This is a genomic window from Mixta tenebrionis, assembly GCF_006517625.1.
GTDB lineage: Bacteria > Pseudomonadota > Gammaproteobacteria > Enterobacterales > Enterobacteriaceae > Mixta > Mixta tenebrionis.
On record NZ_VHQI01000003.1, the window covers coordinates 362695 to 388193 of the forward strand.

24 protein-coding genes and 1 pseudogene are annotated in these 25499 nt (G+C 58.8%); 16 read left to right on the forward strand and 9 right to left on the reverse strand.

Annotated features, from left to right (window positions below; all coding sequences use genetic code 11):
- The first annotated feature begins 90 nt into the window (after positions 1–90).
- The 4 genes from rhaB to rhaM are packed head-to-tail and all read left to right on the forward strand — an operon-like array spanning position 91 to position 3973.
- Entirely contained in the window at positions 91–1563 is a 1473-nt protein-coding gene (gene rhaB / locus FKM52_RS07235; RefSeq protein ID WP_141175519.1) for a rhamnulokinase, read from the forward strand.
- A complete protein-coding gene (locus FKM52_RS07240) occupies positions 1560–2816 on the forward strand; it encodes an L-rhamnose isomerase (protein ID WP_141175520.1) in 1257 nt (418 codons plus the stop codon). The genes rhaB and FKM52_RS07240 overlap by 4 nt, the downstream gene beginning before the upstream one ends.
- A gap of 10 nt (positions 2817–2826) precedes the next feature.
- Complete coding sequence (rhaD, locus tag FKM52_RS07245) at positions 2827–3669, forward strand: rhamnulose-1-phosphate aldolase (protein ID WP_141175521.1); 843 nt, start codon at positions 2827–2829, stop codon at positions 3667–3669.
- The gene (rhaM, locus tag FKM52_RS07250; RefSeq protein WP_141175592.1) at positions 3659–3973 is read left to right on the forward strand and encodes an L-rhamnose mutarotase; all 315 of its coding nucleotides are present in this window, start codon (positions 3659–3661) and stop codon (positions 3971–3973) included. Before rhaD ends, rhaM begins: the two co-directional genes overlap by 11 nt.
- 202 nt (positions 3974–4175) lie before the next feature.
- Here rhaM and FKM52_RS07255 read toward each other — a convergent pair whose 3' ends face one another.
- Positions 4176–4727, reverse strand: coding sequence for an RrF2 family transcriptional regulator (locus tag FKM52_RS07255; protein WP_141175522.1), 552 nt, complete (start codon positions 4725–4727; stop codon positions 4176–4178).
- Positions 4728–4858: 131 nt separating this feature from the next.
- On the opposite strand from FKM52_RS07255, the gene FKM52_RS07260 reads away from it, so the two are divergent.
- Together FKM52_RS07260 and FKM52_RS22200 are read left to right on the forward strand one after the other, a co-directional pair.
- The gene (locus tag FKM52_RS07260; protein WP_141175523.1) at positions 4859–6061 is read left to right on the forward strand and encodes an NAD(P)/FAD-dependent oxidoreductase; all 1203 of its coding nucleotides are present in this window, start codon (positions 4859–4861) and stop codon (positions 6059–6061) included.
- A gap of 179 nt (positions 6062–6240) precedes the next feature.
- A pseudogene (locus FKM52_RS22200) lies at positions 6241–6363 on the forward strand (Tn3 family transposase); the annotation flags it as partial.
- Between the two features lie 38 nt (positions 6364–6401).
- Here FKM52_RS22200 and FKM52_RS07270 read toward each other — a convergent pair.
- On the reverse strand, positions 6402–7583 hold the full coding sequence (locus FKM52_RS07270; RefSeq protein ID WP_141175525.1) for a sugar transporter: 1182 nt from the start codon (positions 7581–7583) through the stop codon (positions 6402–6404).
- 357 nt (positions 7584–7940) lie between these two features.
- Here FKM52_RS07270 and oqxR point away from each other — a divergent pair, with 357 nt between their 5' ends.
- Complete coding sequence (gene oqxR / locus FKM52_RS07275; protein ID WP_141175526.1) at positions 7941–8426, forward strand: efflux pump transcriptional repressor OqxR; 486 nt, start codon at positions 7941–7943, stop codon at positions 8424–8426.
- Between the two features lie 550 nt (positions 8427–8976).
- Here oqxR and FKM52_RS07280 read toward each other — a convergent pair.
- A complete protein-coding gene (locus tag FKM52_RS07280) occupies positions 8977–9219 on the reverse strand; it encodes a hypothetical protein (protein ID WP_141175527.1) in 243 nt (80 codons plus the stop codon).
- A 247-nt stretch (positions 9220–9466) separates the two neighbouring features.
- Here FKM52_RS07280 and FKM52_RS07285 point away from each other — a divergent pair, with 247 nt between their 5' ends.
- From FKM52_RS07285 to FKM52_RS07295, 3 genes are all read left to right on the forward strand, one after another.
- Complete coding sequence (locus FKM52_RS07285) at positions 9467–9820, forward strand: helix-turn-helix domain-containing protein (protein ID WP_141175528.1); 354 nt, start codon at positions 9467–9469, stop codon at positions 9818–9820.
- Positions 9821–10125: 305 nt separating this feature from the next.
- Complete coding sequence (locus tag FKM52_RS07290; protein ID WP_141175529.1) at positions 10126–10572, forward strand: ribonuclease domain-containing protein; 447 nt, start codon at positions 10126–10128, stop codon at positions 10570–10572.
- Between the two features lie 3 nt (positions 10573–10575).
- Entirely contained in the window at positions 10576–10845 is a 270-nt protein-coding gene (locus tag FKM52_RS07295; RefSeq protein ID WP_141175530.1) for a barstar family protein, read from the forward strand.
- 84 nt (positions 10846–10929) lie between these two features.
- Here the strand turns inward: FKM52_RS07295 and FKM52_RS07300 are convergent, their stop codons facing one another.
- The 3 genes from FKM52_RS07300 to FKM52_RS07310 are packed head-to-tail and all read right to left on the reverse strand — an operon-like array spanning position 10930 to position 17704.
- Entirely contained in the window at positions 10930–13344 is a 2415-nt protein-coding gene (locus FKM52_RS07300) for a virulence factor SrfC family protein (RefSeq protein WP_141175531.1), read from the reverse strand.
- Entirely contained in the window at positions 13341–16304 is a 2964-nt protein-coding gene (locus FKM52_RS07305) for a virulence factor SrfB (protein WP_141175532.1), read from the reverse strand. The genes FKM52_RS07300 and FKM52_RS07305 overlap by 4 nt, the downstream gene beginning before the upstream one ends.
- A gap of 2 nt (positions 16305–16306) precedes the next feature.
- Positions 16307–17704 carry an SrfA family protein gene (locus tag FKM52_RS07310; protein ID WP_141175533.1) on the reverse strand — a complete coding sequence of 466 codons (1398 nt, stop codon included), beginning with the start codon at positions 17702–17704 and terminating at the stop codon, positions 16307–16309.
- Positions 17705–17816: 112 nt separating this feature from the next.
- Between FKM52_RS07310 and FKM52_RS07315 the strand changes: the two genes are divergently transcribed.
- Complete coding sequence (locus FKM52_RS07315) at positions 17817–18119, forward strand: hypothetical protein (protein ID WP_141175534.1); 303 nt, start codon at positions 17817–17819, stop codon at positions 18117–18119.
- A 307-nt stretch (positions 18120–18426) separates the two neighbouring features.
- Positions 18427–18609 carry a con-10 family general stress protein gene (locus tag FKM52_RS07320; protein WP_038626107.1) on the forward strand — a complete coding sequence of 61 codons (183 nt, stop codon included), beginning with the start codon at positions 18427–18429 and terminating at the stop codon, positions 18607–18609.
- 467 nt (positions 18610–19076) lie between these two features.
- Here FKM52_RS07320 and FKM52_RS07325 read toward each other — a convergent pair whose 3' ends face one another.
- Entirely contained in the window at positions 19077–20255 is a 1179-nt protein-coding gene (locus tag FKM52_RS07325) for a benzoate/H(+) symporter BenE family transporter (protein WP_141175535.1), read from the reverse strand.
- Between the two features lie 85 nt (positions 20256–20340).
- On the opposite strand from FKM52_RS07325, the gene FKM52_RS07330 reads away from it, so the two are divergent.
- Complete coding sequence (locus tag FKM52_RS07330) at positions 20341–20907, forward strand: helix-turn-helix domain-containing protein (RefSeq protein ID WP_141175536.1); 567 nt, start codon at positions 20341–20343, stop codon at positions 20905–20907.
- Positions 20876–21421 carry a GNAT family N-acetyltransferase gene (locus FKM52_RS07335; RefSeq protein ID WP_244316933.1) on the forward strand — a complete coding sequence of 182 codons (546 nt, stop codon included), beginning with the start codon at positions 20876–20878 and terminating at the stop codon, positions 21419–21421. Before FKM52_RS07330 ends, FKM52_RS07335 begins: the two co-directional genes overlap by 32 nt.
- Positions 21422–21424: 3 nt before the next feature.
- Here the strand turns inward: FKM52_RS07335 and pqqU are convergent, their stop codons facing one another.
- Positions 21425–23596 (reverse strand): TonB-dependent receptor PqqU, encoded by a 2172-nt coding sequence (gene pqqU / locus FKM52_RS07340; protein ID WP_141175537.1) that lies wholly within the window; start codon positions 23594–23596, stop codon positions 21425–21427.
- A 225-nt stretch (positions 23597–23821) separates the two neighbouring features.
- Here pqqU and FKM52_RS07345 point away from each other — a divergent pair, with 225 nt between their 5' ends.
- Positions 23822–24007: a hypothetical protein gene (locus tag FKM52_RS07345; protein WP_141175538.1), complete on the forward strand. Its 186-nt coding sequence runs from the start codon at positions 23822–23824 to the stop codon at positions 24005–24007.
- Positions 24008–24188: 181 nt separating this feature from the next.
- A complete protein-coding gene (locus FKM52_RS07350; RefSeq protein ID WP_141175539.1) occupies positions 24189–25058 on the forward strand; it encodes an NAD(P)-dependent oxidoreductase in 870 nt (289 codons plus the stop codon).
- 42 nt (positions 25059–25100) lie between these two features.
- Here the strand turns inward: FKM52_RS07350 and FKM52_RS07355 are convergent, their stop codons facing one another.
- Positions 25101–25448, reverse strand: coding sequence for a hypothetical protein (locus FKM52_RS07355; RefSeq protein ID WP_141175540.1), 348 nt, complete (start codon positions 25446–25448; stop codon positions 25101–25103).
- Positions 25449–25499 lie beyond the last annotated feature (51 nt).

Consider the following 25499-nt stretch of genomic DNA (forward strand, 5'->3'; position numbering starts at 1 on the left):
CAGCGGGGCTGTGGCAGTGGCAGCCTCAGCAAGGCGCGTTATTGGCAGCATTTTACACTGGTGAGCATGTTTCATCAGGAAGCGAATCATATGACGCATCGCAATTTTGTAGCCATCGATCTCGGCGCCTCCAGCGGCCGCATCATGCTGGCGCAGTACCAGCCGGAAGCGCAGACGCTGACGCTGGAACAGATTAGCCGCTTCGCCAACCAGCGCCATCAGCGAGATGGATATGACTGTTGGGATCTCGACGGCCTGGAGCAGGCGATCCGCGACGGGCTGGAACAGCTGCTGGAAAGGGGGATCGTGCCGGAAAGCATCGGCATCGATACCTGGGGCGTGGATGTGGTGATGCTCAATCAGGCGGGCGAGCGCGTCGGCCTGCCGGTCTCCTACCGCGATAAGCGCACCCACGGCCTGATGGCCCAGGCGCAGCGCGAGCTGGGGCGCGATCTTATCTGGCAGCATACCGGCATTCAGTTCTTACCGTTCAACACTCTTTATCAGCTGCGCGCGTTCAGCCAGATGCACCCTGAGCTGCTGGATGAAGTGGCGCATGTGCTGATGATCCCCGATTACCTGCATTATCGCCTTAGCGGCCAGCTTAACTGGGAATACAGCAACGCCAGCACCACTCAGCTGCTGAACCTGGCAACCGGCGAATGGGACCGCCAGCTGCTGGAGTGGGCGGGCGCGCGGGCGGAATGGTTCGGCGCGCCGCGGATGCCGGGAACGCCGGTAGGAGAGTGGCAAAGCCGCAGCGGCCTGCGTATTCCGCTGGTGGCGGTAGCCTCGCATGACACCGCCAGCGCGGTGCTGGCAACGCCGCTGGCCGCGCCCGATGAGGCTTATCTTTGTTCCGGCACCTGGTCGCTGCTCGGTTTTGAAAGCCGGACGCCGTTCAATAATCAAGCGGCGCTCAGCGTCAACGTAACCAACGAAGGCGGCGCGGAAGGGCGTTACCGGGTGCTGAAAAATATTATGGGGCTGTGGCTGCTGCAGCGCGTCTGCCACGAGCTGGAGATCGCCGATCTCTGCGCCCTGATCGAGGAGGCGGCGCGTTATCCCGCCTGCCAGTCGATTATCGACGCCAACGATGCCCGTTTTATCAATCCGGCCAGCATGGTGCGTGAAATTCAGGACGCCTGCGCCGAGCAGGCGATGCCGGTGCCGCACAGCCCGGCGGCGCTGGCCCGCTGTATTTTTGACAGCCTGGCGCTGCTCTACCGCCAGGTGGTTGAGGAGCTGTCGGCGCTGCGCGGCGCGGCCTTCAGCCGCCTGCATATCGTCGGCGGCGGCAGCCAGAATCCGCTGCTTAACCAGCTGTGCGCTAACGCCTGCCGGCTGCCGATTTCCATCGGCCCGGTTGAGGCCTCGACGCTTGGCAATATCGGCAGCCAGCTTATCGCCCGCGGCGCCCTGGCGGACGTGGACGCTTTCCGCCGCTGCGTGATGAAAAACTTTCCGTGTCAAATCATTCAACCTCTATCAGACAGCGCGCTGACCGACAGCTGGTCGCGTTTTCAGGCGCTAAAACAACCGCGTAAGGAATTATGCTTATGACCAGGCTTACAGAACAGGCTTTTGAACTGGCGAAACAACGCTTTGCCGATACTGGCGTCGATGTGGAAGCCGCAATGAATCAGCTGGATCGCATCCCGGTTTCCATGCACTGCTGGCAGGGCGACGACGTGCGCGGTTTTGAAAATCCGCAGGGCGCGTTAACCGGCGGCATTCAGGCGACCGGCAACTATCCGGGGCGCGCGCGCACCGCCGCTGAGCTGCGGGCGGACGTGGATCTGGCGCTGTCGCTGATTCCGGGGCCGAAGCGCTTTAATCTGCACGCCATCTATCTGGAGAGCGATCGCCCGGTCGATCGTAATGAAATTGAGCCGCAGCATTTCGCTAACTGGGTGAGCTGGGCGAAAGAGCGTCAGTTGGGGCTGGATTTCAATCCGACCTGTTTTTCCCACCCGCTGAGCGCCGACGGCTTTACGCTCTCCCATGCGGATAAAAACATTCGTCAGTTCTGGATCGATCACTGTAAGGCGAGCCGTAAGGTTTCCGCCTGGTTCGGCGAACAGCTCGGCACGCCGTCGGTGATGAATATCTGGGTGCCGGACGGGATGAAAGATCTCACTATCGATCGCTTCGCGCCGCGTCAGCGTCTGATGCAGTCTATTGATGAGGTGCTGACGGAAAAATTCGATGCGGCGCACCATATTGATGCGGTGGAAAGCAAGCTGTTCGGCATTGGCGCCGAGAGCTATACCGTTGGCTCAAATGAGTTCTGTCTCGGCTACGCCGCCAGCCGGCAAATCGCCCTGACGCTGGACGCCGGGCATTTCCATCCAACCGAAGTGATCTCCGACAAAATCTCTACCGTGATGCTTTATGTGCCGCGCCTGTTGCTGCACGTGAGCCGTCCGGTACGCTGGGACAGCGACCATGTGGTGCTGCTGGATGATGAAACCCAGGCCATCGCCCAGGAAATCGCGCGCCAGAAACTGTTCGACAAAGTGCATATCGGCCTGGATTTCTTCGACGCCTCCATCAACCGCATCGCCGCCTGGGTTATCGGCACGCGCAATGCGAAAAAAGCGCTGCTGCGGGCGCTGCTGGAGCCGACCGATAAGCTGCGGACGCTGGAATCCGCCGGTGATTACACCGCGCGTCTGGCGCTGCTGGAAGAGCAAAAATCGTTGCCGTGGCAGGCGGTTTGGGAGATGTGGTGCGAACGCCACGATGTCCCGGCGGATGCAGGCTGGCTGCGCAGCGTGCGTGATTATGAAGAACAGACCCTCAGTAAACGCTAAGGATTTTACAATGCAATCAATTCTTTCCTCCTGGTTCGTGCAGGGAATGGTGAAAGCCACCGGCGATATGTGGCTGAAAGGCTGGGACGAGCGCAACGGCGGCAACGTCAGCCTGCGTCTGCTGCCGGAAGAGGTCGCGCCTTTTGCCGGCGATTTTGTGACCGATGCGCGCTGCGTTGAGCTGACCCATCCGGCGCCGGGCCTGGCGAACGACTGGTTTATCGTCACCGGCTCCGGCAAATTTTTCCGTAACGTGCAGCTCGATCCGGCTGACAGCCTGGCGCTGCTGCAGGTGGATGAAAAGGGGCTTTCCTATAAAATTCACTGGGGGCTGACGAACGGCGGCCTGCCGACTTCGGAACTGGCGGCGCATTTCCAGTCGCACAGCGTGCGTAAGCAGCTGACCAACGGCGCCGATCGCGTGATCATGCACTGTCATGCCACTAATTTTATGGCGCTCAGCTACGCAATCGAACTTGATTCGGCGCGGCTGACCCGGCTGCTGTGGGAAGGCAGCACCGAATGCCTGGTGGTGTTCCCGGACGGCGTCGGCATTGTGCCGTGGATGGTGCCCGGCACCGATGAGATCGGCAACGCTACCGCGGAGCAGATGGCTTCCCACAGCCTGGTAATGTGGCCGTTCCACGGCATTTTCGGCGCCGGCCCGACGCTGGATGAAACCTTTGGCCTGATCGATACGGCGGAAAAATCTTCCGAAGTGGTGGTGAAGGTGCTGTCGATGGGCGGTATGCGCCAGAGCATTACTACCGAACAGCTGGTAGCGCTGGGCAAACGCTTTAATGTCAGGCCGTGGCAGGCGGCGCTGGATGTGGGGCCGGCCTGTGTTGCGTAAAGCGTTCGTTATGCAGGTCTATCCGCACTGCCATGAAGCCTATCAGCAGCGCCACTCTCCCATCTGGCCGGAGCTGGAGCAGACGCTGAAGGCGCATGGCGCACATCACTACAGCATCTTTCTGGATGAGCAGCGCAGCCTGCTGTTCGCCTGCGTGGAGATTGAATCGGAACAGCGCTGGGAGGCGGTGGCGCAGACGGAAGTCTGTCAGCGCTGGTGGGCATCAATGCGTGAGCTGATGCCGACGAATCCCGACAACAGTCCGGTCAGCCAGCCGTTGAAAGCGGTGTTTTATCTGCCATAAAGGCAAAAGGGCGGTGCAGGCCGCCCTTGTTGATCGCTCTCAGGCATCTCGGGGAATTTCGTAACGCCTCAGCGGCTTAGACATAGTGCTTACCCTACAGGCGACAGCATAAGAATTTTGCCGCCGCATTCTTTTATCGCCGTATAAGATAAATAAAAATCACCGGCATATCCGCTGCCCGGAGTACGGGTTCCTGTCGAATTTAACGCGTTTTTTTCGCCGCAGGTAAAATAGCAGAACGTTGCTGCGTTTTACTGCGCCGCTCTTTGACCCACTCTTTCACTTCGATCGCGAAAGTATCCGGCGCTTTGCGAAACATGCTGCGTACCAGGTCAAGCACAGTGTAGCGTGCCAGCTCTTCTTCCATACGTTTTTGCGCGCTGTCCATCACCGAACGTACGCTGCAGGGCCCGTGGCAAACCCAGGAGGGCGGCGCTTCATCAAACAGCGCCAGCCGCTGACGGATTTCGCGGCATTCGAACATGGATTTCTGCCCGTCAATGGCATGTACAATATCGAGAACAGTGATCAGTTCACTGGCGCATGCCAGCCGGAATCCTCCCCCTTTGCCCTCAGAGCTGACTACCAGACCGGCTCGGGATAAGCGGGTAAAGATTTTCGCCAGATAGTCGTACGGTACGTTTTGCAGCTCTGCCAGTTCGCGAACACTCATTTCCCGCGAGTCACCGTTTGCATCAACCATGCTCATCAGGCTGTGAATACCATATTCAACACCAGAACTGTAGAACGCCATTTATTGCTCCTTTGCTGTCTCTATGGCAGATGATATCGCAGATACTCAGAAAGATTTTGTCGTAGTTAACTGCGACAAGTATAGTGGTAGTTAACGGGGCCGGATGGCCTGAAAATGCATAAGGACATAAAATGAAACAACGTATTCTGATTATCGGCAGTGGTTTTGCGGGCATGTGGTCTGCAATCAGCGCTGCACGTCTGGCCCATCTGCAGGGGAACACCTCCCTGGAAATTGCCGTGCTGGCCCCGGAACCAACCCTGTACGTCAGGCCACGTTTTTATGAGGCTAACGTCAGCACCTTAACTGCCGATTTGCAGCCGCTTTTTACAGCACTGAATATCCGATTTATTGCGGGTTACGCCAGCTGGATTGATGAGCGTAAGAAGGGCGTCTGGTACCAGGCTACGGATACAGAATCCGTATTTATTTCATACGATAAACTGATTATTGCGAGCGGAAGCCGCCTGCGTTCGCCGGACATAGCTGGCTTTGCTGAATATGGTTTTGACATTGACCAGCACGACAATGCCATGCGTCTGGAAAATCATCTCAATGCGCTGGCGAAACAGCCGGAAAGTCTGGCCCGTAATACCGTGGTGGTGTGCGGGGGCGGTTTCACCGGTATTGAACTGGCAACCGAAATGCCTTCACGGCTGAAAGCGCTTTTTGGTAAAGATACTGATACTAAAATAGTCGTAGTTGAGCGTGGTTCTGCTATTGGCGGACGTTACAGTCAAGCTCTTCGGGATATCATTACCAATGCCTCTGATGAACTGGGAATCGAATGGCATCTTAATTCCGGTGTTGAAACGATCGATAAATCCGGTGTTACGCTTCAGGACGGAACCCGTATAGAAACAGCAACCGTAGTCTGGACGGCTGGCGTAAAGGCCAGTCCGTTAGGTGAGAATCTGGTTGCCAGCCGGGACGCTTCAGGCCGCTTTGTGGTCACAGAACAGCTGCAAATCCCGGCTTACAGCGATATTTTTGCTACGGGGGACATGGCGCATGCCAAAACCGATGATAACGGCAATACTGCACTGATGAGCTGTCAGCACGCGATTCAGTTGGGCAAATATGCCGGGCACAATGCTGTCGCCAGCCTGATGGGTATCAAAGGTCTACCTTATCGGCAGATAAACTACGTGACCTGTCTGGATCTTGGTGCCTGGGGGGCCGTATATACTGAAGGCTGGGATCAACAGGTTAAGCTTGTGCGCCAGGAAGCCAAAAAGTTGAAGGCAGCCATCACGGGCGAGCTCATCTATCCGCCAAAAGCCGATCGCAATGTGGCGTTTGCCGCCGCTGACCCACTGGCTAAGTTCGTTTAATTTCGCATGAACTTTTTATTAACGGCTTCTGGTCCGTTATGTTCAGGGGGAGCGGCAGCCCTGCTTTTTGTTGCAGACTGATTTGAACTAAAATTGTGGTGACTGTCCATCAGTAAGCGTCCCGGTCCGGGCGGGTTTTGTACCACTGCTGTTCTCCCGGTAATAACTGGCTATGTTATGCCAGCTATCCTGAACAAAACGGACTTGCCAAAGCACTGCGAGGAATTGGCCGCATTGAGCAAGTCCTGTTTATACTCGGCTGGTTGCGCGATCGGGCACCGCCTCGACGGGTACAGGCAGGGCCGATCGCTATCCAAACTGACCTCTGGTTCTGCGTTTATTAGCCATTGCTGCGCAGCTGCGGATAGCGGCGGAAAATAAAAATGCACCAGAACAGCGCCAGCAGGCCGATTATCGCGCCGACGTTGCCGATGTCCGCCATTGCGAAGCGCAGGCTGACCTGATTTCCCAGCAGCGCCCCGGCGCCAATACCGATATTGTAGATGCCGGAAAACAGCGACATTGCCACGTCGGTCGCATCCGGCGCCAGCGACAGCACCCGCACCTGCATCGCCAGACCGATCGTCATCATGCCCATTCCCCAGATAATACACAGCACCGATATGGCCAGGGGATGTACCGCCGCGAACAGCAGCAGCCCCATACAGAGGGTAATCAGTCCAATTGCGCTCAACAGCAGCGCAGAAGGGAATTTATTGCCCAGCAGGCTAAAGATAATGCTGCCGACGATGCCGGCGCTGCCAAAAATCAGCAGCAGAAAAGTGGTGAAGTTTTCGCCCTGAGAGGCAATCAGCTGCATAAAAGGTTCGATATAGCTGTAGGCGGTATAGTGCGCTGTCACTACCAGCGTTACCAGCAGATAGAGGCTGGCCAGCGCCGGGCGTTTAAACAGCATCGGCACGCTGCTGAGCGAACCGGTATGTTCGCTGGGCAGCTTCGGCAGCAGCTTAATCAGCATCAGCATCAAAATCAGCGCGGAAGCGCCAATCATGCCAAAAGTAATACGCCAGCCGAGGTACTGACCGATAATGCGCCCGATCGGCACCCCTAACACCATTGCCAGCGCGGTGCCGGTAGCCAGCATGCTCAGCGCCTGGGTTTTCTTACCGGCAGGAGCGACGCGGATCGCCAGCGAGGCGGTAATTGACCAGAAAATGGCGTGCGCCAGCGCTATACCAATGCGCGACGCCACCAGCAGCCAAAAATTCCACGCCAGCAGCGACAGCACATGACTGAGGATAAACAGCACAAAGATGGCGCTCAGCAACAAACGCCGCTCGATATTACGCGTTGCCAGCATCAGCGGCAGCGACATCAGCGCCACCACCCAGGCGTAGATGGTCAGCATCACGCCTACCTCCGGCGTTTGCATCGCGAATGAGGCGGCGATATCGGAAAGCAGGCCTACCGGCACAAATTCAGTGGTATTAAAAATAAAAGCGGCCACGGCCAGCAGCACAACGCGCAGCCAGGCGGTTTTACGGGAAACGGGTGTTTGCATGGATTAATCAGATGCCAGACGCGTGAAACGGTTAAAGAACGGGGTGATATTAGCATTAAAAAGTGATGTGCATCACATTATGTTGCCGCCCTGTGCCATTTGATGCGCCGCCGAAACCGTGACAGCGAACAACGCGGCGGGGCAGGCGCGCTGTTCAGGCGGCATCGTTCTCTGGCCGTTTATTCCAACCGGCCGCGCGCTGCGCCAACGTCAGCGGAGCGGGGCATTTATGAATATGTGCCCTGTCCTGTGGGTTATCTTCAAAAAAGCAACAGTGTTTGTTATATTATTGCGTATTGCTTCTTCACAGCCGTGGCGCCAAAAAGAATAATATTCGCCGCAACTCAGGATGATGAAATGTTAGATTACCGCTTCCCGACAGCTTTGCAGATGGTTTTGAGCGTAGCGATGGCGGAGCAGTCGGGCAAACGTTCCACCAGCGCCATTCTGGCGTATGGTCTGGAAGCAAACCCCAGCTTTATTCGTAAATTAATGGTGCCGCTTACGCGTGATGGCATTATTGTTTCCACCCTGGGCCGCACCGGCTCGATTCACCTTGGGCGTCCGGCCGATCAAATTACGCTGCGCGATATTTATGTTTCGGTGATCGAGGATAAAAAAATCTGGGCCTCACGCCCTGAAGTTCCGGCCCGCTGCGTGGTCAGCGCTAACGCCTGCTGGTATTTTAAAGCTATCGCTCAGGAGGCGGAAGAGGCCTCGCTGAACGTGCTGGCGCAGCGCACCGTAGCTGATGCGCTGCAGGAGCTGCAGAAAAGAGATACCAGCGGCTGCGATGCCGTTCCGGAGCCTGAACCGGAAGAACTGTGTAAAAAGAGCCGCTAAACGCGGCTTTTTTTATGCGCGTATAAGCCAGCCAGCAATGGCACGGTGATTGAGGCGATAAGTTTACCGTTGCGGGGCTGGAAGATTTATTTAATTAGTTACAACATACTAAATAGGTGAGTTATTGAAAACAGTTCAGCATTGTGCAACAAAATAAAACCAGCCGGGCAGGGGGTGAGTTGGGAAATTACTGAGTATAATCGCGGGATTTTAATACAAGTTACTGATATTAAAAGTCTTAAAAAGAAAGGCTAATCGTAGTAGCATTCCTGTTCTTCTGCGCCGTTATCGGTAAATTTATTATAGATATAGCCGAGAGCGCACCATAAAAGAAAAAAACTTACTATCCATAACATCAGTAATATCACCCTGAAAATAAACGCAGGGCATACTATCTTTGTTCTACCGAATTTTCAATTAACGCTGTTGCCTGCGACAGAAATATGCGTTTATCTTTTAATTAAAAGAGGGGGGTATTAAATAAAAGTTAAAGTCTCTCTTATTGATTATAAAAATATCGGCAATCCGGAAAAACGGCAAAATAAAAATATCAATACGTTTCCCGACGCTGCCATAGCTGCTCCCACTGCTGTTGCAACCGACGGCTAAGGTTATCAGTCGCGATCGCGCCAGCCTGCTCGCCGCTGAAGGCGCGCAGGATCGTGCTGAGCTCAATTTCCACCTGACCGTCGGCGGCTATCCGCCACAGCAGCCTGCCGGACTGCATCGCGTCCGCCAGCTCTGCCGGCGTCCGGTGCGTGATCTGCTCTGCTTCAGACATCTGTAGCCACATCGCCTTTCTGTTCCTGTCGTCATCACCTATCACTGGTATCGGCAAAAGCAGTTAATTATTAAGAAATTTTGTAATTATCTTATTTTTCAAAAGGCTACATGCCGGCGCTTTTTCCGCCCTGGCCAGCAAAGCGGGGGGAACGCTTTTAATGTATCAATATAATTTGCAATTTTTGTCAAATTCAGTCACCGTTAAATGTAACTGCAACAGATACTGATACTGTTAGCCTGGCGACGGGAGAAAAATAATGAGAAGTGACGCGTTTATTCACGATCTGATTGACTGGATTGACAACAACATTGAAGGCCGACTGAACCTGGACACGGTGTCCGAACGGGCAGGTTACTCCAAGTGGCACCTGCAGCGCATGTTTAAAGAGCATACCGGCTATCCGCTGGGCGAATATATTCGTTCGCAGAAGCTGAAAAAATCGGCGGATCGTCTGACGACCAGCAACGAACCTATTTTGAACGTCGCTATCTCGTTAGGGTTTGATTCGCAGCAATCCTTTAACCGCAGCTTTAAGCGCCAGTTTGGGCAGGCGCCCGGCGCATGGCGCCGCAGCGCAGGGCAGCAGCACGAAAAAGCGCTGCAGCGCTGAGCGAACGCCAGGGCCGGATTTTCCGGCCCGCGTGATGACAGCGCTCCGCGTTGCTGTCTGGCTGGATTAACAACTATGTTTAAGGCTGGCTGAACAGCTCTGCTACAGCATAAGCCGCTATCAGGACGACATCGTACTGACTCCGCTGTTTTTACCAGCGCATGACATCGCACTGTCCCCTCTGTTTTTTATCGGCGCGACGCAGGCCGCCGCTGGCATTGCGTGAAGGCAGTAACCCAACGGACATTCCGCTCCGATCTTCAGGCTGCTATAGTGCCCGCATCATTATTACGCCATAAAAGATTATGTCTAAAAAACTTTGGCTGGGCCTGATTCTCGTACTGGCGGTCGCCTTTGTCGGCCTGCGTCCCCATTTTACTTCGCAACCGCAGGCCGATCTCACCGTTGCGCCGAACGATATCAACGCCCTGACCGCCGATCGACGCGTCGCCCGCTATCTGCAACAGCATCAGCGTCTGCCGGATTACTACATCAGCAAAACCCAGGCGCGACGTCATGGCTGGGTAGCGGCGAAGGGAAACCTTTGCCAGGTGTTGCCAGGGCGCGCTATCGGCGGCGATCGTTTTGCCAACCGCGAGGGCGGGCTGCCGGCGCATGCCGGGCGCAACTGGTATGAAGCTGACGTTAACTATCGCTGCGGACGCCGCGGCGCCGATCGCCTGCTTTATTCCAGCGATGGTTTGATCTATCTCACCACCGACCACTACCGTACTTTCCATCGTCTGGAGTAAGCCATGCTGGAAATGCATTTTGACTTCTTGCAGCTTGACAGCCGGATAGCTTTTTACCGCAGCTTTGCTGAACAGAGCGGCGCAGGCGAGCATTTTGGCGCGAATCTTGATGCGCTGTGGGATGCGTTGACCGGCGAGATCGCCTTGCCCGCGCGCCTGTGGCTGTATCATTTGCCGCCTCGCGCCGAGCGGGGGGAGCTGGCGGCAATAATCGCGCTGCTGGAAGAGGCCGCCTGCGAACTGGATGGGGCGCTTATTTTACAGCCGGTGTAAGCCGGCCGGCTCAGGATAAGACGCGGGGCGCGATCGCCGCCCCGCAGATTTCAACGCTGCATAAGCTTCAGCGCTGCGCAGGCTTCAGCTCTGGATAAGCTTCAGCGCTTTCAGCAGCGGCAGACGCGCGGCGTCGTCGATTTCGCTGCCGCCCGCATAGCCGTTATTTTCAACGATCAGCGTATTCAGCCCAACCAGCCAGTCATAGATATAAAACGCGGTGGTATTTGCTGGCGCGGCGGAGAGCCGCGTCAGGCGCTGCGCATGACCGAAGCTGACGGCGGGCGTCTGCGGCTGTGCGAAAATTTTGTTGCCGCGGTTCACGCGGCTGTCGGGGCGTTCGGCAGCTTCGCGTTTGAGAAAGCCGAGCCAGGCGACAAAATCGCCCAGCACGGTAAGCGCGCGCGAAACCTGACGATCGACTTTACCTTCGCGCGGCGCGCCCGGCGCCTCATGCTCGGTCAGCGTACGCAGCAGGCTGCCGGCTACGTCAAGACGGAAGCTGGCGGTAATCAGCTCTTCAGTCAACATCTGCATGGCGCTTTTGCTGACGCCCAGCAGAGAGAGCAGGCCGTCATTATCCGGCAGGCTGCGCAGATGATGGATCCAGTAGCGCTGCACGTTATGGGCGAACAGGCTGTCGCAGTCGGGCGCCGCGTCTTCGCCGTCGCTGGCCAGCGTCGGCGCGGGGCGATCGCTGAACAGATCGAACTCAAAGCCGATACCGAAATGGCTGCTGGGCAAATCGGGCGCGGCGGGCATCTGCGCGGCGCGCCCGGTCTGCGGCTGTTGCGGCAGCAGATAAATCGCGCGCAGCTGATCACGCGAAGGCTGTAACCGTTCCAGCAGCTCGCCGTGCAGGCCGGTACGGGTCTGCAGCGCCTTCAACAGGCTGTCGGCGATCTGCTGTTTGTGCTGCAGATCGTCAACCGGCTGCGCCCAGTTAACCAGCAGGCGCTCGCCCAGCTCAAGGCGCAGACGCTGAACGCGTCCCTGCAGACGCGCCAGCCGCTCTTCCGCCTTCAGCTCGGCCTGTAGCCAGGCGGCCATGCGTTCGATGCCGCCCGCATCCTGCGCCAGCATCGATCCCCAGTCGCTGCCCGCTACGCCGGTCTGACGCTGTACCGCTTCGTCAATATTCACCGGCTGCAGGTAGCGACCGTCAAAGCGGGTGACCGCCCAGATCAGCACCGGCTTCTGCGCGTTTGGCTTTTCGCCTTCGGCGCGCGGCATGGTTTTCAGCCACTGCGTCAGCATGCGGCCTACCAGGCTGGCGTCCTGACGCCGGCTGGCGGCGGTGCAGACCAGCACGCGATCCAGCGCCTGACGTTCGCCATAAAATTCGAGAAACAGCGCGCGTCGGGCGCGCATCAGGCGCGCCGCCAGCGGATTACGCTGCGCGGCCTGCTCCTGTTCGTAGCGCGCATCCTCTTCCAGCGCGGCGCCGTAGCCGGGAATATCCACTGCCTCGACACGATCGAACAGCGCCTGACGCGGCGGCATGGCGAGAGGAATCAGCACCTCCAGCGTCAGCAGCAGCAGCTCCGCCAGTGAAAGAGAAACCGGACGCTGGCTGGACGTCGTCGGGCAGGGCACCACTTCCACCAGGCGATTCTGCGCGCCGTTCAGCGTATTCGTTGCGTTGCTGAACAGCAGCTCCGACGGCAGCAGGGCGTCGTCAACCAACAGCGAAAGCGGCGCCAGCACGCGCGGCGCATGCTGCAACGCGTGCAGCCTGTGGGCCAGCTGACGCCACAGCGCGGTTAAGGTTTCGTCGTCGTTCCACAGCAGGGCCAGCAGCTGAGCGCGATCGTCAACCTCAAGCCAGGGCGCCAGTTCGCAGGCCTGCGGCCAGAAATGGCGGTTAAGCAACGCGGCGCGTTCGCTGTCCTGGCGGCGACAGAAATCCCACAGCGCTACCAGCTCTTCGCTCGCCATGCCCTCTACCGGCTGCGGCTGGCGCAGGCGCTGCAAATGTTCCAGCCGCGCCTCCAGCGTTTTCGCTTCGCTGTCGCCGTTTGGCTGCTGTAAAAAGGCGGTCAGCACCATGCGGGTCATTTCCGCCTCGCTCAGCAGCGTCAGCGTCAGCGGCCTTACCATATCCTCAGCCGGGCGCAGGCGGCTGAAGCGGATCGCCATGCCGTAATCCTGATTGCCGGGGTTGATATGAGTCAGGTAGTCGAGCGTTTTGCCGGCGAGCTGGGTGGTTAAGCGCCCCTGCGCGTCGCCGACCAGCGCCTGCAGCAGCGAAGCCTTGCCCGCCTGGGAAAGGCCGTAAAAGCCGATGGTCTGCTCCTGCGTCAGCGCGTCGCCCGTCTGGCGCAGCTGATACTTACCGCGGCGCAGCGCCAGCTTCAGCCCATCCGCCTCCATATCCAGACGCGGCGACTGCACGCGCTGGGCATCGACCCAGGCCAGCGCCCGATCGATACCGTGATTCATATTCTCAACCTGCTGGCTGAGGGGCGATGCCTGCTGTGTCAGCGTAACGGTTCTCATTTCTTAAATACGCTCCCGCTGTCGATCCAGTATTGGGCATTGGCATTGCCGCTGGCGGACAATGTATTCAGTTTCAGGCTGAGCTGCGTTAGCGGCACGCGCGTGCCGTCATCCAGCCGGGCGTCGGCCAGCACGAAACGCTCCGGCGATCCCGACTGCGCGCCTGGCTCCACCGCCAGCTTAACGCGCAGCACGCTGTCCCCGGCCACCTTGCGCGCCAGCTGCGCGTCGTTAAGGGTCAGGCTGTAGAGCGGCGAGGCCAGCCAGCGGTCATTATCCAGCTGGCGGAATCCCAGACAAACGTTGCCGCGAATCTGGAAGCTGCTTTTACTGTCCGGCGTCCAGTTCGCATCGTCGAGATCGATTTCGCTGTAGCAGATATTATCGCTGGTAAGCGCGTGGTTATCATCCAGCACGCCAAGATAGCGAATAGTCGAGTAGGGCTGGAAATCGCCCGCCTTAAACCAGAAGCTCGACAGGCGTAAATCGAGCGCCAGCAGACAGAGCATCGCGCCCACGGCGGCGGTCGATTTCGGATTATCGATGCGGCCCATTTTACTAAACGGATACCAGTCGCTGGTGTGATAGCCTTCCAGCGAGATAATGCGGCTGCCCGGCAGCGGCTGCAGGTGACGGAACAGCGCCTGGATACCGGGAAAACGGGAAGGGCGACCGGTCAACAGCAACACGTCGCAGCTGTAGAGCGATACCACTTCCGCCATTGAGCGCAGCGCGGGCACGATCGCCATGCGGTGCGAGAGAAATTCGCCGTGCAGCTTGCTGAGGCTGACCACCATCGGCACCTGCAGAATATCAAATGCCTGCTGGCCGCCGAGGGCGCGCTGCGCCTCGCTGTTGATATAATCGAGCACCGCCGCGCCGGGGCGCTGCGTCAGCAGTTCGCCATACAGCGCCTCGATCTCCGCGCTGACGTCGAGCGGATCGTAGCTTTCATAGCGTTCCAGCACCGCCTGCGCCAGCGGAATAAACAGCTGCAGCGTCGCCTGCTGGCGCAGGGTGGAGAAGCCGTCCATGCGTCCGTCATAGCCGAACAGCTTATCCAGCAGAATATCGGGATTCGCCAGGCCCGCCCGCTTTAGCGCCGCGTGCAGCGCCGGCAGCACATAGAGCTGGATCACATCCAGCAGAATATCGTCGCCGGCGACTTTAAACCCTTCGCGGAACAGCAGGCGCGGGTTGATCTTGACGTTATTGCCCTGGCCGTCATCCAGCGCGTAGTGGGTGATCGCCAGATCGGTAGTGCCGCCGCCGATATCGATTGAGGCGATGCGCAGGGTTTTGCCCGCCGGCTCGTCGGCGTCGCGCAGGCGATCGGGGCGCGCCATGCTGGCGAAAAACGCCTCGGCGCGCCCGGCGAAATTTACCTGGGTTTCGTTAAACAGGTAAACCATCTGGCCGCAGGTCGCCTCATCCCACTCCATCTGCACGTCGGGAATCGGGCGGAGCGCGCGGCGGTCGTCGCGATCGAAGGCGGCATCGGTTGGATGCCAGCCCATCGCTTTCCACACCAGCGCGATGGCGTCCTGCATCCGGCAGCGGAAAATCTCCCGCTCCGGTTTCGGCATCGCCGAGGGCAGCGTCAGAATAATATGGCGCAGCTGGCGCGGCGCATAGCTGTGCGGCATTTTCTGCCGCTGAGCGGCGCTGTTCATCTGCATCATCGCCTGCGCCAGCAGCTCGCTGAGCATAAAGGTCATCAGCGAGCTGCGGCTGTAGTGGGCGGAGAAAACCGGCAGCCGATCCTCTTCCGCGATGCGCCACAGCGGTTCGCCTTCGTCATTGATCAGCGTCATCAGCGGCTCGGCGATCGCCTGCGGCTCGGCGCGATCGCTACGGTTAAAGCGCCAGCCGGCAGCGTAGCGCGCCTCGTCCCACAGATAGCGGCGCGGGCTGGAGATGCCGGTGGCGCCTTCGGTTCCGGCACGCTGCAGCGCCATGCGGCTTGCCTCGCGTCCGACGCGCGTCAGCGACGGCCAGACGAAAGCGCCGTCACGCCCGCTCTCCAGTGAGAAATTCTTTTTACCAAAGCTGGCTTCGGCGAACTCTACGCGGCTGTCGAACATTTCGTTATAGACGCGGTGCGGCTGCGAGAGATCGCGCAGCTGCAGTTCATAGGTCTGCTTCAGCCCGTTCACCTCGTCGGGATGATCTTCAACCAGAATGCCGCAGGTGTGGGAGTTGCCCACGTCGAGGATCAGATCGACATTCACCACCGGCTCCTGCAGCGATGCGGCCAGCACGCGGATATCGGTAAGCGCCAGCTGGCTGCCAAGCAGTTCCAGCAGATTCAGATAGTGCGCCTGATACTCAAATTCGCGCAGCGCCAGTTTGATTTCGCTTTCGCGCCGCGCTTCCTGCTCGGTAGCGCGCTGGGTAAAGACTTCACGCAGCCAGCCGTCTACCCAGGTGAGATCGAGAAACTCGCCCAGCTCATAGTTATGCCAGGCAAGGGCGAAAGCGACGCCGTTGTTGGCGTCAGCGGGCGTCAGCATCAGGCTGGCCTGCTCGCTCTCATCGGCGCAGCTCTGGGTATCAAAGGCCATCACCACGCGGTGGGTGTTGCCGTCCGCATCGGGACTATCCAGCGCCACCACCTGCATACGCGCCCAGTTTTCCGGGCCGCCGATAAACTGGCGCGGCGGAGCGCAACGCAGGATCGGCAGCGGCAGCCACAGGCCGTTTAACAGCGCCAGCGACTGCGCCAGCGTGGTGCTGCATTCCGGTTTGACCACCTCCGGGGCGGCGCCGTTTTCCAGCGGCAGCAAAAAGCGCCCGCTGGCGGCGTCATGCGTGATGCGCAGCAGCGGACCGTTCGCCGTCTGGCGCACAAAGCAGCGCGGCTGGCTGTCGTTGAGGCTGATGGCGAAATCAAGAAACTGAATGCCGCTGTCGGCGATCAGCGTAATTTTCTGTTTAAAATCTGTGATGGGCGCCAGCATTGTTATTTACTCTCACGCTTGATCGATATCGGATATGTGACATCGCTGCCAAATTGCGCTTCACACACGGCGGCGCCATCTCCCTGTTTACATACCAGCTGCGGCATTTTATAACGCGTGCCGTTGGCGCAGCGTGCGCTATAGCGGCTGTTGATCACCAGATTGCCTGAGCTCATCAGGCCTGCGGTGGTTTCCGCCTTACAGCGCGTGCCGTCGCCCTGGGTAATAGTGGCGTTGCCCTTACCGTTGCGGAACTGATAGCGCAGGGTCGGCGCCTTAAAGCCGGGCAGTTTTTTAACCTGTAAAGTTGCGCGCCAGTTACCGTCAAGGAAATGGACCGAACCGATGCGTACCGCATCCGCAGGCATTACCAGCGCATCTTTAGGGACAGGCGCGGGCGGCGCCGCAGGGGCAGGCGGCGGCGACACCTCGGCCGGTGCGGCGACAACCGGCTCAGGGGCGGGCGCAACCACTGCCGCACTATGCAGCGGCAGGGTTTTATGCAGCTGATTCGATTTCTCCTGCAGCTCTGGCGGGATCGTTACGTGCGGTTTGATATCTGCTTGCGGCTGTTTAACCGGCACGACAGCCTTTGGTGCCGGCGTATGCGGCCAGTAGCTGAACGCCAGCGCGGCGACCAGCGCCAGCGCCAGCGGCGGCACAACCCACAGCAAACGCCGGCGACGCGGGCGTTCTGGCGCCTTTGCCGCCGGCGTAACCGCCGCTTCGATCTGCGGCTCTTCGTTTTCGCTCAGTTCGGTAACCGTCTGATAGGCGTTTACCGAAGCTGAAGAAGGACGCGGCGTCGGCGGCGCTACCGGAGCCGGGGCGGACGGCGTTACCGCTGGTTCCGGCGTTACCACCGGCGTCGGGGGAAGGGGCGGCGGCGCCTCATCGTTTTCCGGCGGCTCAGGCCGCAGCGCGGCGCGCAGGCAGTCGAGCGCATCGCTGCGCGAGCGCTTGTCCAGTTCGACGAAGCCCCAGAAGGTTAATACCGGCCGTCCATCTACCAGATAAACATATTGTCTGTCGGGAAACTGAAACGCTTTGCTCAGCAGCGCGCCGAACAGCTTCATTGCGGGTTTTTCCGCGCTTAGCGCGCGCTGGCTCATTGCCAGCAGCGTTTGCTGATGGTTTTCAAGCTGGGTTAACGCCTGCTGGCGTTCGCTTTCGCTGGCGGCGTGCCAGGATTTAACTCTGCCGGAGAAGGGCGCATACCAGTCAATACGGTCGCCCTGTTCGTTCGCCTGGGGAATAGCCAGGCAGTCGGCAAGTTTTTGCTGTTTGCGCAGGCGCAGCGTTTCGCGAAGCTGGAGCGCTGAGAGGTAAACCGGCTGGCCGTTTTCCCCTAAAGCCAGTACGGCATCCAGGTTTCCGCTGCGTAAGAATGTTTTTGCCACCTGTAAGGGCCCTTATTTGACGCTGCCAGAGGCAGAAAATCGTGAGATATCGGCGATCCGGATGATTTTATCCGTGCATGAGACAAATCAAACGTCAGAAAAGAGCGCGTATTTGTTTTATATTCCCGGCGCGACGCATGGCAGGGCTGCGCCGCGCCGCCCTTTACCCTACCCAGGGCGTATCGGCGTCACGAAAAAAGGCGCCTGTCGTAGCGGCGTAAGCGCCCGTCTGGCGGTTACCGGGCCGGACGAAAACGCAGAGCCGCAGATCGAAGTCGCGGTGGCTGAAGTCAGCGGGCGCCGCGCCGGTCGTCTGCACCCCGTAACCAGCGGTATGTGGCCCGTCATCAGGAATGATAAATTTTGCCGGCGGCTCAGCCTGAGTGAACTACAACTTTTAAACAGCCTGATTTAATCTTTCCGTCAGTGATAATTTAACAAAACAGCGCACGCGTGATTACCAACAAAGCGCATCCGTCAGCTTTAATTTCAATATTTTAAGAAAATTCCTGGTTGGTTTGTAAAGGTTTTCCTTTTTTGGTTGAAATAATAAAGCCTCAAATTGCATACCGCCTTTACGCTTTTTGTTTTCACCGCAAAACCGTAAGAAATTAGTTGCACTTCGTTGCGTTGCTTCTACATTTAATAACGTTGTTCCGCTTGCTTATCTCCCGGCGGGAGTAAGTTGATCATTTGAATGTGAGAAAAAAAGAGGAATTTTTATGACTCAATATCGTGGTGGAGCAGGTAATTTTGCTAACGATCGCCAACGCGCATCCGAAGCGGGCAAGAAGGGCGGCCAGCGCAGCGGCGGCAACTTTAAAAACAACCCGCAGAAGGCGTCAGAAGCGGGACGTAAAGGCGGTCAGAACAGCCATGGTGGAGGGCGTAAGCCGGCAGAATAAAATGGGTTTCAATTCTCTGTTTTAATGTGCCTGTGCTCCGGCCTGATTTATTTAAATTAAGCCGGAGCGTTTGCTTTATTCAGGTTATTTTTTGTTGTCTTATGCCAGCTATTTTTAGCTATTATTTTATTCCGCTTTCGTTATTTTATTATTTTCCGCTGCCTTATCATTTTCATTAATCCATTTTTTATTTGTTACCACTATAATAAGCTGGTCAATTTATCGCGGCAAACCTGGACAAACAACAAGATAGTTGTACAACTATTTTCAATGCGGATGAAAGACAGCAGATAATTAACTAATTGTTCTTATTAGCGAAGCCGGATAAATAGTCTGGCCGGGCAGGAAGCGGCGAACATTTTTTCTCGCCGCCGCGCGCGCTGGCGCGTAGCGGAACAGCGTCGGGTCAGCGGCCAGCGATATAGCTCTGCCCGTTGGCGCTCTTTATCGCTTATCTGCCGCGCCTTTTAGCGTGGAGCGCGCTGGCTGCTTATTCCCCACACCAGTACGCCCGCCGCTAATCCCCAGAATGCCGCGCCGATGCCGCCCAGCGTAATACCTGAGGCGGTGAGCAGAAAGGTTATTATTGCCGCATCGCGGCGATCTTCATGCTGTAAAGCGCGCTGGATGCTGCCGGTCAGCGTGCCGATCAGCGCCAGCCCCGCCAGCGTCTGGATCAGAACCGGCGGCAGCGCGGTGAGCAGCAGGCCTACCGCGCCGCCAAACAGGCCCGCCAGCAGATAAAACAGCCCGGCGATGGCCGAGGCGCGCCAGCGCTGCTGCTTATCGGGATGCACCTCTTCACCCATGCAGATGGCGGCGGTAATTGCGGCAATACAGACGGAAAAGCCGCCGAACGGCGACAGCAGCAGGGCGATCAGACCGGTCCAGCTGATTAACGATGAAACCGGCGCGTTGTAGCCGTGCGCCTGCAGCGTGGCGATGCCGGGCGCGTTTTGCGAGGCCATGGTTACCAGAAAATAGGGCAGTCCGACGCCAAGCAGCGAGGCAAGAGTAAATTCGGGCATGGTCAGGGTGGGCCAGCGCAGCGCGGCCAGCGGCTGGGTAAGATGCAAATCGCCGCGCAGCAGCACAACCGCCAGGCCGGTCAGCAGGGTAATAATAATCGCGTAGCGCGGCAGCAGACGACGCGCCAGCAGCCAGCCGGCGCACATCGCGCCGCACAGCGCCAAATCGATCTGCAGCGCGGCGAACGCCTGCAGGCCGAAGCGCAGTAAAATCCCGGCCAGCATTGCCGCGGCGATCTCCTGCGGGATCACTTTCATCAGGCGGGCAAACAGGCCGCTGATGCCGCACAGTACGATCAGCGCGTTGGTAAACAGAAAGATGCCGATGGTTTGCGCCAGCGTGACGCCGTCCAGGCTGGTAGCCAGCATGGCGGCGCCGGGCGTTGACCAGGCGGTAAGCACCGGCTGGCGATACCAGAGCGAAAGACCGAGCGAGCTGACGCCCATCGCTACGCCCAGCATGGTGAACCAGCCGCCGATAAGATCCGCCGTTGCGCCAGCGGCAGAGGCGGCCTGGAAAACGATCGCCGCCGAACTGGCGTAGCCAATTAGGGTGGCGACAAAGCCCGCCGCCAGCTGAGGAAAGGTAAAGCCGCGTGCACGCTGCGTCGTTAACATAGTATGCTGCTCCTTGTGCGTTATAGCGCACAAGATAGCACCGCACGCTATCGCCTACAAGTTAACCAGAAAGCGGAGAACCGCCATGCAGCCTTTATCGCAACATCTTGCGCGCACGCTGAAAGCGCTACGCGCGCAGCGCCAGTGGAGCCTGACGCAGGCGGCGGAACGCAGCGGCGTCAGTAAAGCGATGCTGGGCCAGATTGAACGCGGCGAATCCAGCCCGACGGTCGCTACGCTGTGGAAAATCGCCACCGGCTTTGAGGTGCCTTTCTCGCTGTTTATTACCGCGCCGGAAAGCGATCCCGGCGTTGTTCATTATTCTGAAGGCGATCGCCCGCCGTTTCGGCAGCCAAACGAGCAGATGCGGGTGACGCCGCTGATTAATTTCGATGCGCAGCTCGGCTTCGATCTGCTGGAGATTGAATTCGCGCCCGGCGCCTTCAGCGCGTCCGCGCCCCATGCGCCAGGCGTTATCGAACATGTGGTGGTAATCCGCGGCCAGCTGGCGGTGCAGGTAGCGCAGCGCTGGCGACGTCTGAAGGCGACGGAGGTGCTGCGTTTTCCGGCCGATGCGCCGCATGCTTACCGCAACGACGGCAGCGAGCCGGCGCTAATCCATGACCTTATTCACTATCCGCGTCCGGGCTAAGATCATGACCATCGTCATCAAGCCGGCAACCCGCCAGATGTTTGCCGCGCTGCGCGCGATTGAACTGGCTTCCTTTACTACGCTGCGCGCGGCGGGGGCCGTAACGGGACGGGCAACGGCAAGCAGCGCAGAGGATCTGCAGCGCTATCTCGCTGCCGGGCTGCTGTGGGCGGCGCTGACGCCTGAAGCGCTCCCCGTCGGCTTTCTCGGCGCTTACCAACAGCAGGGCTGGCTGCATATTGCCGAAATGGACGTAGATCCTGTATGGCAGCGGCAAGGCATCGGGCGAGGGTTAATGGCACAGGCGATAAAAGAAGGGCGGGCGCGTAAGCTACGGGGCGTCACGTTGACCACCGATCGCTTCGCGCCCTTTAACGCGCCTTTTTATGCCGCGCTGGGGCTGCACATTGTGGCACGGGATGAGTGCCCGGAAAGATTGAAGGCGATACTGGCGGCGGAAAGCGCGGCGGGATTCGATGCGCGCCGCCGCGTAGCGATGATGATGCTGTTCTGAAGTCTATTCAAACTCCCAGCTCAGCGCAGCCCCGACGCCGTAGTTGCGCCCCGGCGCCGGCTCAAAATAGCGTCCGTTGCCTTCGTTGACGATCGCCGAGCCGACATAATGCCGGTCAAACAGGTTATCGACGCGGCCAAACAGGTTGAGCAGCCAGCGCCCCGATTGAAATTTATAGCCGCCGTTCAGCGCGGTCACGGCATAGGAGGGCGCCTGTTCGCTGTTGCGATCGTTAACCTGGATCTGGCTCATATAGCGTAGCTCCGCGCCGCCGTACCAGCCCGTTTCCGGCGCGTACTCCAGCGCCGCGAAGGCCATGCTGCGCGAGATGCCCGGCAGCCGGTTGCCGCGCGGCACGCGCTTCGCCGGACTGCAGGCGCTGTCGCCGCAGATGCTGTCGCGATAGGTGGCGCCCAGCAGCGTCCACGCCATACGCAGCCGCCAGTCCATGGCAAACTGCTGATCGAGCGCCAGCTCCAGACCGCGACGGCGCGTCTGCCCGGCGTTTTTATAGCTGCTGCGCCCGCCCTGACTGTTGGCTACCACAATTTCATTTTTGGTATCGGTCTGGAACAGCGCCGCGCTCAGCAGGCCGTTGCCGATGCGGGTTTTACTGCCGATCTCCAGCGTATCGCTGGTAGCGGGCTGCAGCTGATTATTCAGCCCGCCCTGGTTATCGGGGCGATAGGAGAGTTCATTAATGGTCGGCGTCTCAAAGCCGCGGCCGGCGGAGGCGTAAATATTCCAGCCGTCGCTCAGCGCGTATTTCAGCGAGGCCGCCGGCAGCCAGCGGTGATAGCGCGCCGTGCCGCTGTCGTCGCCGTTATCGGGATCGGCAGCGCTGCCGTTGCCGGACCTGGTGTAGTAGTCGTTATCGTCGAAGCGCACCGTACTGAAACGCACGCCCGCGTCCAGCGTCAGGGCGGAAGTCAGCTGCCACGAGGTTTGCAGATAGGGATCGAGATTCCACATCAGGTTACGCTCGTCGCGCCGCAGATCGCCTTTCTGACCATACTGCGCAGCGCCGTTGCGCCAGATAAAGTTCTCATAACCTTTGCGATGTTCGGTCATGGTTTCATAATCGAGGCCGCCGGTCAGGCTCAGCGGCAGCGATGCCAGCGCGCCGCGATGCGTCCAGCGCAGATCGAGGCCCTGATAGCGGCGGGTTAAATCAATCACGCCGCCGGCATGGGTGGCTTTCAGCTGCGGCGCGCGCGGGATTGACTGATACTGTACCGTCTCCCGTTCGCCGGCCCAGGCCGTCAGGCTGAGATCGTCGCTGGCGCTCATCTGACGCTGATAGCGCAGGCCCGCCTGAGTTTGCTTAATGGTTTTACGCGTATCGAAACGATCCGCGCGCGGCGACTGACGGGGATTGCTGCGCCACTCGGCGCTGGTCAGCCCGCCAGGGTCCTGCGCTTTGGTATCAACGCTGTTAAACAGCAGCGTCAGCGTGCTGACATCATCGATGCGCACGCCAAGCCGGGCGTTGCCGATATTGCGATGGGCGCTGCTGCGATCGCGGTAGCCGTGCGTGCTGAAGCGGGTAGCGGAAACCGTATAGTCCATCTCGCCAGGCTGGCTGGCGTCGCCGCTGGCTCCCTGCGCCTTCAACCCGTAGCGCCAGCTGCCGAAGCTGCCGTAGTAGCTGCTGGCCTCGATGCTGGCAGGCTGCGCACCCTGCTGCGTGGTGAGATTGATCACGCCGCCGGAAGCGTTGCCGTAAAGCGCGGAGAAGGGGCCGCGCAGCACCTCCACGCGGTCGATTGAATTCAGATCGATATTGGAAGTTTGTCCCTGGCCGTCCGGCATGGTGGCCGGGATGCCGTCCAGGTAGATGCGCATGCCGCGCACGCCGTAGGTAGAACGGGCGCCGAAGCCGCGTATGGAGATTTGAAGATCCTGCGCGTAGTTTTGCCGGTTCTGGATTTGCACGCCGGGCAGCCCGGAGAGGTTTTCCGACAGATTAATGCGCGGCGCGGCAAGGCGGATATCGTCGCCGCCGACCACGCTGACGGCGGCGGGGGTGTCCAGCTCGGAGAGACCGGATGATGAAGCGCTGACCACCATGGGCGCCTGTTCGCTGGCGGAGCAGGCCGCGCCACAGTATAAGGCAAACAGCAGCGGCGCGGCCGCCAGCCGTGCCGGCAGAGTAACAATACGGTTTATCTTCATTGCAAGCATCCTGCAGAATTTGATTACGCACCTTTCGCAATCGCTGAGCGTAAGTCTGGCACGACTGTTATATTTTGCAAAAGTTACTGACAGGATGTTGCCGCAGCTATTTTTATCAGCTCAATCTCTTTCGTCCGGGCGCTCCGGACTGCCACGCCAGCGCCGGCCGCCTCGCCCAGCGATAAAACCATCGAGAATGCCGCCGCCCATCAGCAGATGGCGGAGATGCACAAGTCCATGATGAGCAAGCCGATGCCGGCAATGGCAGGCGATAAATCCCGGCCTTTTTCAGCCATGAATGAACATGAACAGGCCGCCGTCGCCCATGAAGCGACAAATAATGGCGAAGCTGGCATGCATCAGCAGCAGGCGCAGAAACATCGGCAAATGATGCAGTCAGAGATGAAATAAAGCGCCGCCTTTAGTTAGCTTTTGCCCGGCCTTCGCCCCGGTCTGTTTACCTGATATAACGAAAAGTTGAATAATGGCGTTAGCACACGGCGTTCATTATGCGTGGGCTGGTCACGGCGGAAAAGCTGCGGTGACCTGCGTCAGTTTTGACCGTAGGTTAACTTAAAGAAGGATGGGTTGAATGAATCAGCACTCTACTGTCGCGGTACTGGGCCTTGGCGCCATGGGGCACGCTTTTGCCGCTAACCTGCTGAAAAATCACTTTCGCGTCGCGGGCTGGAACCGCACCCGCGCGCGCGGCGAAGATCTGGTCGCCGCCGGCCTGGCGCTGTATGACGAGCCGCAGCAGGCGGTAGCCGAAGCGCAGGTAGTGCTGGCGATGCTGGCCGACGGCGCGGCCACCGAAGATGCGCTGCGCCAGATCGCCTCAGCGCTGCGTCAGAATGCGATTTTCTGCCAGATGGGCACTATCGGCGTGGAGGCGACCGATCGCTTCATCGCCTGGCTGGCGGAAACGCGTCCTGACGTGGTCTATATCGACGCGCCGGTTTCCGGCACTAAAGCGCCGGCGGAACAGGCGCAGATCCTGGTGCTGGCCAGCGGCGATCGCCAGCGAGCGGCGGCGCTGGAGCCGGTTTTCGCCGCTATCGGCAAGGGCACGCGCTGGCTGGGCGAGGCGGGGGCCGGATCGCGTATGAAACTGGTAGTCAACGCCTGGCTGATTGCGCTGATGCAGGGGCTGGCGGAAAGCGCCAGCCTGGCGCGGCAGTTTGGCTTTACGCCTGACGATCTCTGGGCGGTGCTGGAGGGCGGGCCGCTGGCGGCGCCCTATGCGAAAGTGAAGCTTGATACCATTAAAGGAGGCGACTATACGCCGCAGATGCATCTGACATGGGCGCTGAAAGATGCGCAGCTGGCGCTGGATGCCGCTGAGGATCAGTCGATGCCGGGGCTGCAACAGATCGCCCAGCTGTGGCGTCAGGCGGTAGAGGCCGGCTACGGCGAGCAGGATCTTTCCGTGATCTATCGCTTTCTGACCGGCAAAGAGTAAAGCGTAAAGCGGGCGATAGCCCGCTTTCACCGCCCGGCAAGGTTAATCCGCCTGCTGATACTGTTCCATCGTCGCCTTTTTACAGGCTTCCTGATCCTGGCGGTTCTGCCGCTTCACCTTCTCTGGCAGCCTGGTGTAGGCGGCGGCCACTTTCTCCGCCTCATCCTGATTAAAATCGGGCTTATCCATGGCATAAGGCGCCGTACCGCGCCTGGTCATATCCTTCAGCTTCTGTACGTACTGCTCCTGCGTTTGATTAACTGGCTGCTGTTCGCTGGTCATGGCGCACAGCCCGGCAATATAGGACTGCGCTTCATTGCCCACTTCTCCGGCCGCCTGCGCCGCGCCGCAGCCCGCCATCAATACAAAAATCGCCAGTGGCTTCTTCATTACTGCTCCTTTCGGCATGATGTTTCACCTGCTTTGTGCATTAAGCATAGT

Bases quoted from the DNA above. Each gene is read 5' to 3' on its own strand.
- FKM52_RS07285 (WP_141175528.1), top strand. From the start codon at position 9,467: ATGAGAAGTGACGCGTTTATTCACGATCTGATTGACTGGATTGACAAC.
- rhaB (WP_141175519.1), top strand. From the start codon at position 91: ATGACGCATCGCAATTTTGTAGCCATCGATCTCGGCGCCTCCAGCGGC.
- FKM52_RS07260 (WP_141175523.1), top strand. From the start codon at position 4,859: ATGAAACAACGTATTCTGATTATCGGCAGTGGTTTTGCGGGCATGTGG.
- FKM52_RS07320 (WP_038626107.1), top strand. From the start codon at position 18,427: ATGACTCAATATCGTGGTGGAGCAGGTAATTTTGCTAACGATCGCCAA.
- FKM52_RS07290 (WP_141175529.1), top strand. From the start codon at position 10,126: ATGTCTAAAAAACTTTGGCTGGGCCTGATTCTCGTACTGGCGGTCGCC.
- FKM52_RS07280 (WP_141175527.1), bottom strand. From the start codon at position 9,219: ATGTGGCTACAGATGTCTGAAGCAGAGCAGATCACGCACCGGACGCCG.
- FKM52_RS07325 (WP_141175535.1), bottom strand. From the start codon at position 20,255: ATGTTAACGACGCAGCGTGCACGCGGCTTTACCTTTCCTCAGCTGGCG.
- pqqU (WP_141175537.1), bottom strand. From the start codon at position 23,596: ATGAAGATAAACCGTATTGTTACTCTGCCGGCACGGCTGGCGGCCGCG.
- FKM52_RS07300 (WP_141175531.1), bottom strand. From the start codon at position 13,344: ATGAGAACCGTTACGCTGACACAGCAGGCATCGCCCCTCAGCCAGCAG.
- FKM52_RS07335 (WP_244316933.1), top strand. From the start codon at position 20,876: ATGACCTTATTCACTATCCGCGTCCGGGCTAAGATCATGACCATCGTC.
- FKM52_RS07295 (WP_141175530.1), top strand. From the start codon at position 10,576: ATGCTGGAAATGCATTTTGACTTCTTGCAGCTTGACAGCCGGATAGCT.
- oqxR (WP_141175526.1), top strand. From the start codon at position 7,941: ATGTTAGATTACCGCTTCCCGACAGCTTTGCAGATGGTTTTGAGCGTA.
- FKM52_RS07305 (WP_141175532.1), bottom strand. From the start codon at position 16,304: ATGCTGGCGCCCATCACAGATTTTAAACAGAAAATTACGCTGATCGCC.
- FKM52_RS07270 (WP_141175525.1), bottom strand. From the start codon at position 7,583: ATGCAAACACCCGTTTCCCGTAAAACCGCCTGGCTGCGCGTTGTGCTG.
- FKM52_RS07350 (WP_141175539.1), top strand. From the start codon at position 24,189: ATGAATCAGCACTCTACTGTCGCGGTACTGGGCCTTGGCGCCATGGGG.
- FKM52_RS07240 (WP_141175520.1), top strand. From the start codon at position 1,560: ATGACCAGGCTTACAGAACAGGCTTTTGAACTGGCGAAACAACGCTTT.
- FKM52_RS07330 (WP_141175536.1), top strand. From the start codon at position 20,341: ATGCAGCCTTTATCGCAACATCTTGCGCGCACGCTGAAAGCGCTACGC.
- FKM52_RS07355 (WP_141175540.1), bottom strand. From the start codon at position 25,448: ATGAAGAAGCCACTGGCGATTTTTGTATTGATGGCGGGCTGCGGCGCG.
- rhaD (WP_141175521.1), top strand. From the start codon at position 2,827: ATGCAATCAATTCTTTCCTCCTGGTTCGTGCAGGGAATGGTGAAAGCC.
- FKM52_RS07255 (WP_141175522.1), bottom strand. From the start codon at position 4,727: ATGGCGTTCTACAGTTCTGGTGTTGAATATGGTATTCACAGCCTGATG.
- FKM52_RS07345 (WP_141175538.1), top strand. From the start codon at position 23,822: ATGCACAAGTCCATGATGAGCAAGCCGATGCCGGCAATGGCAGGCGAT.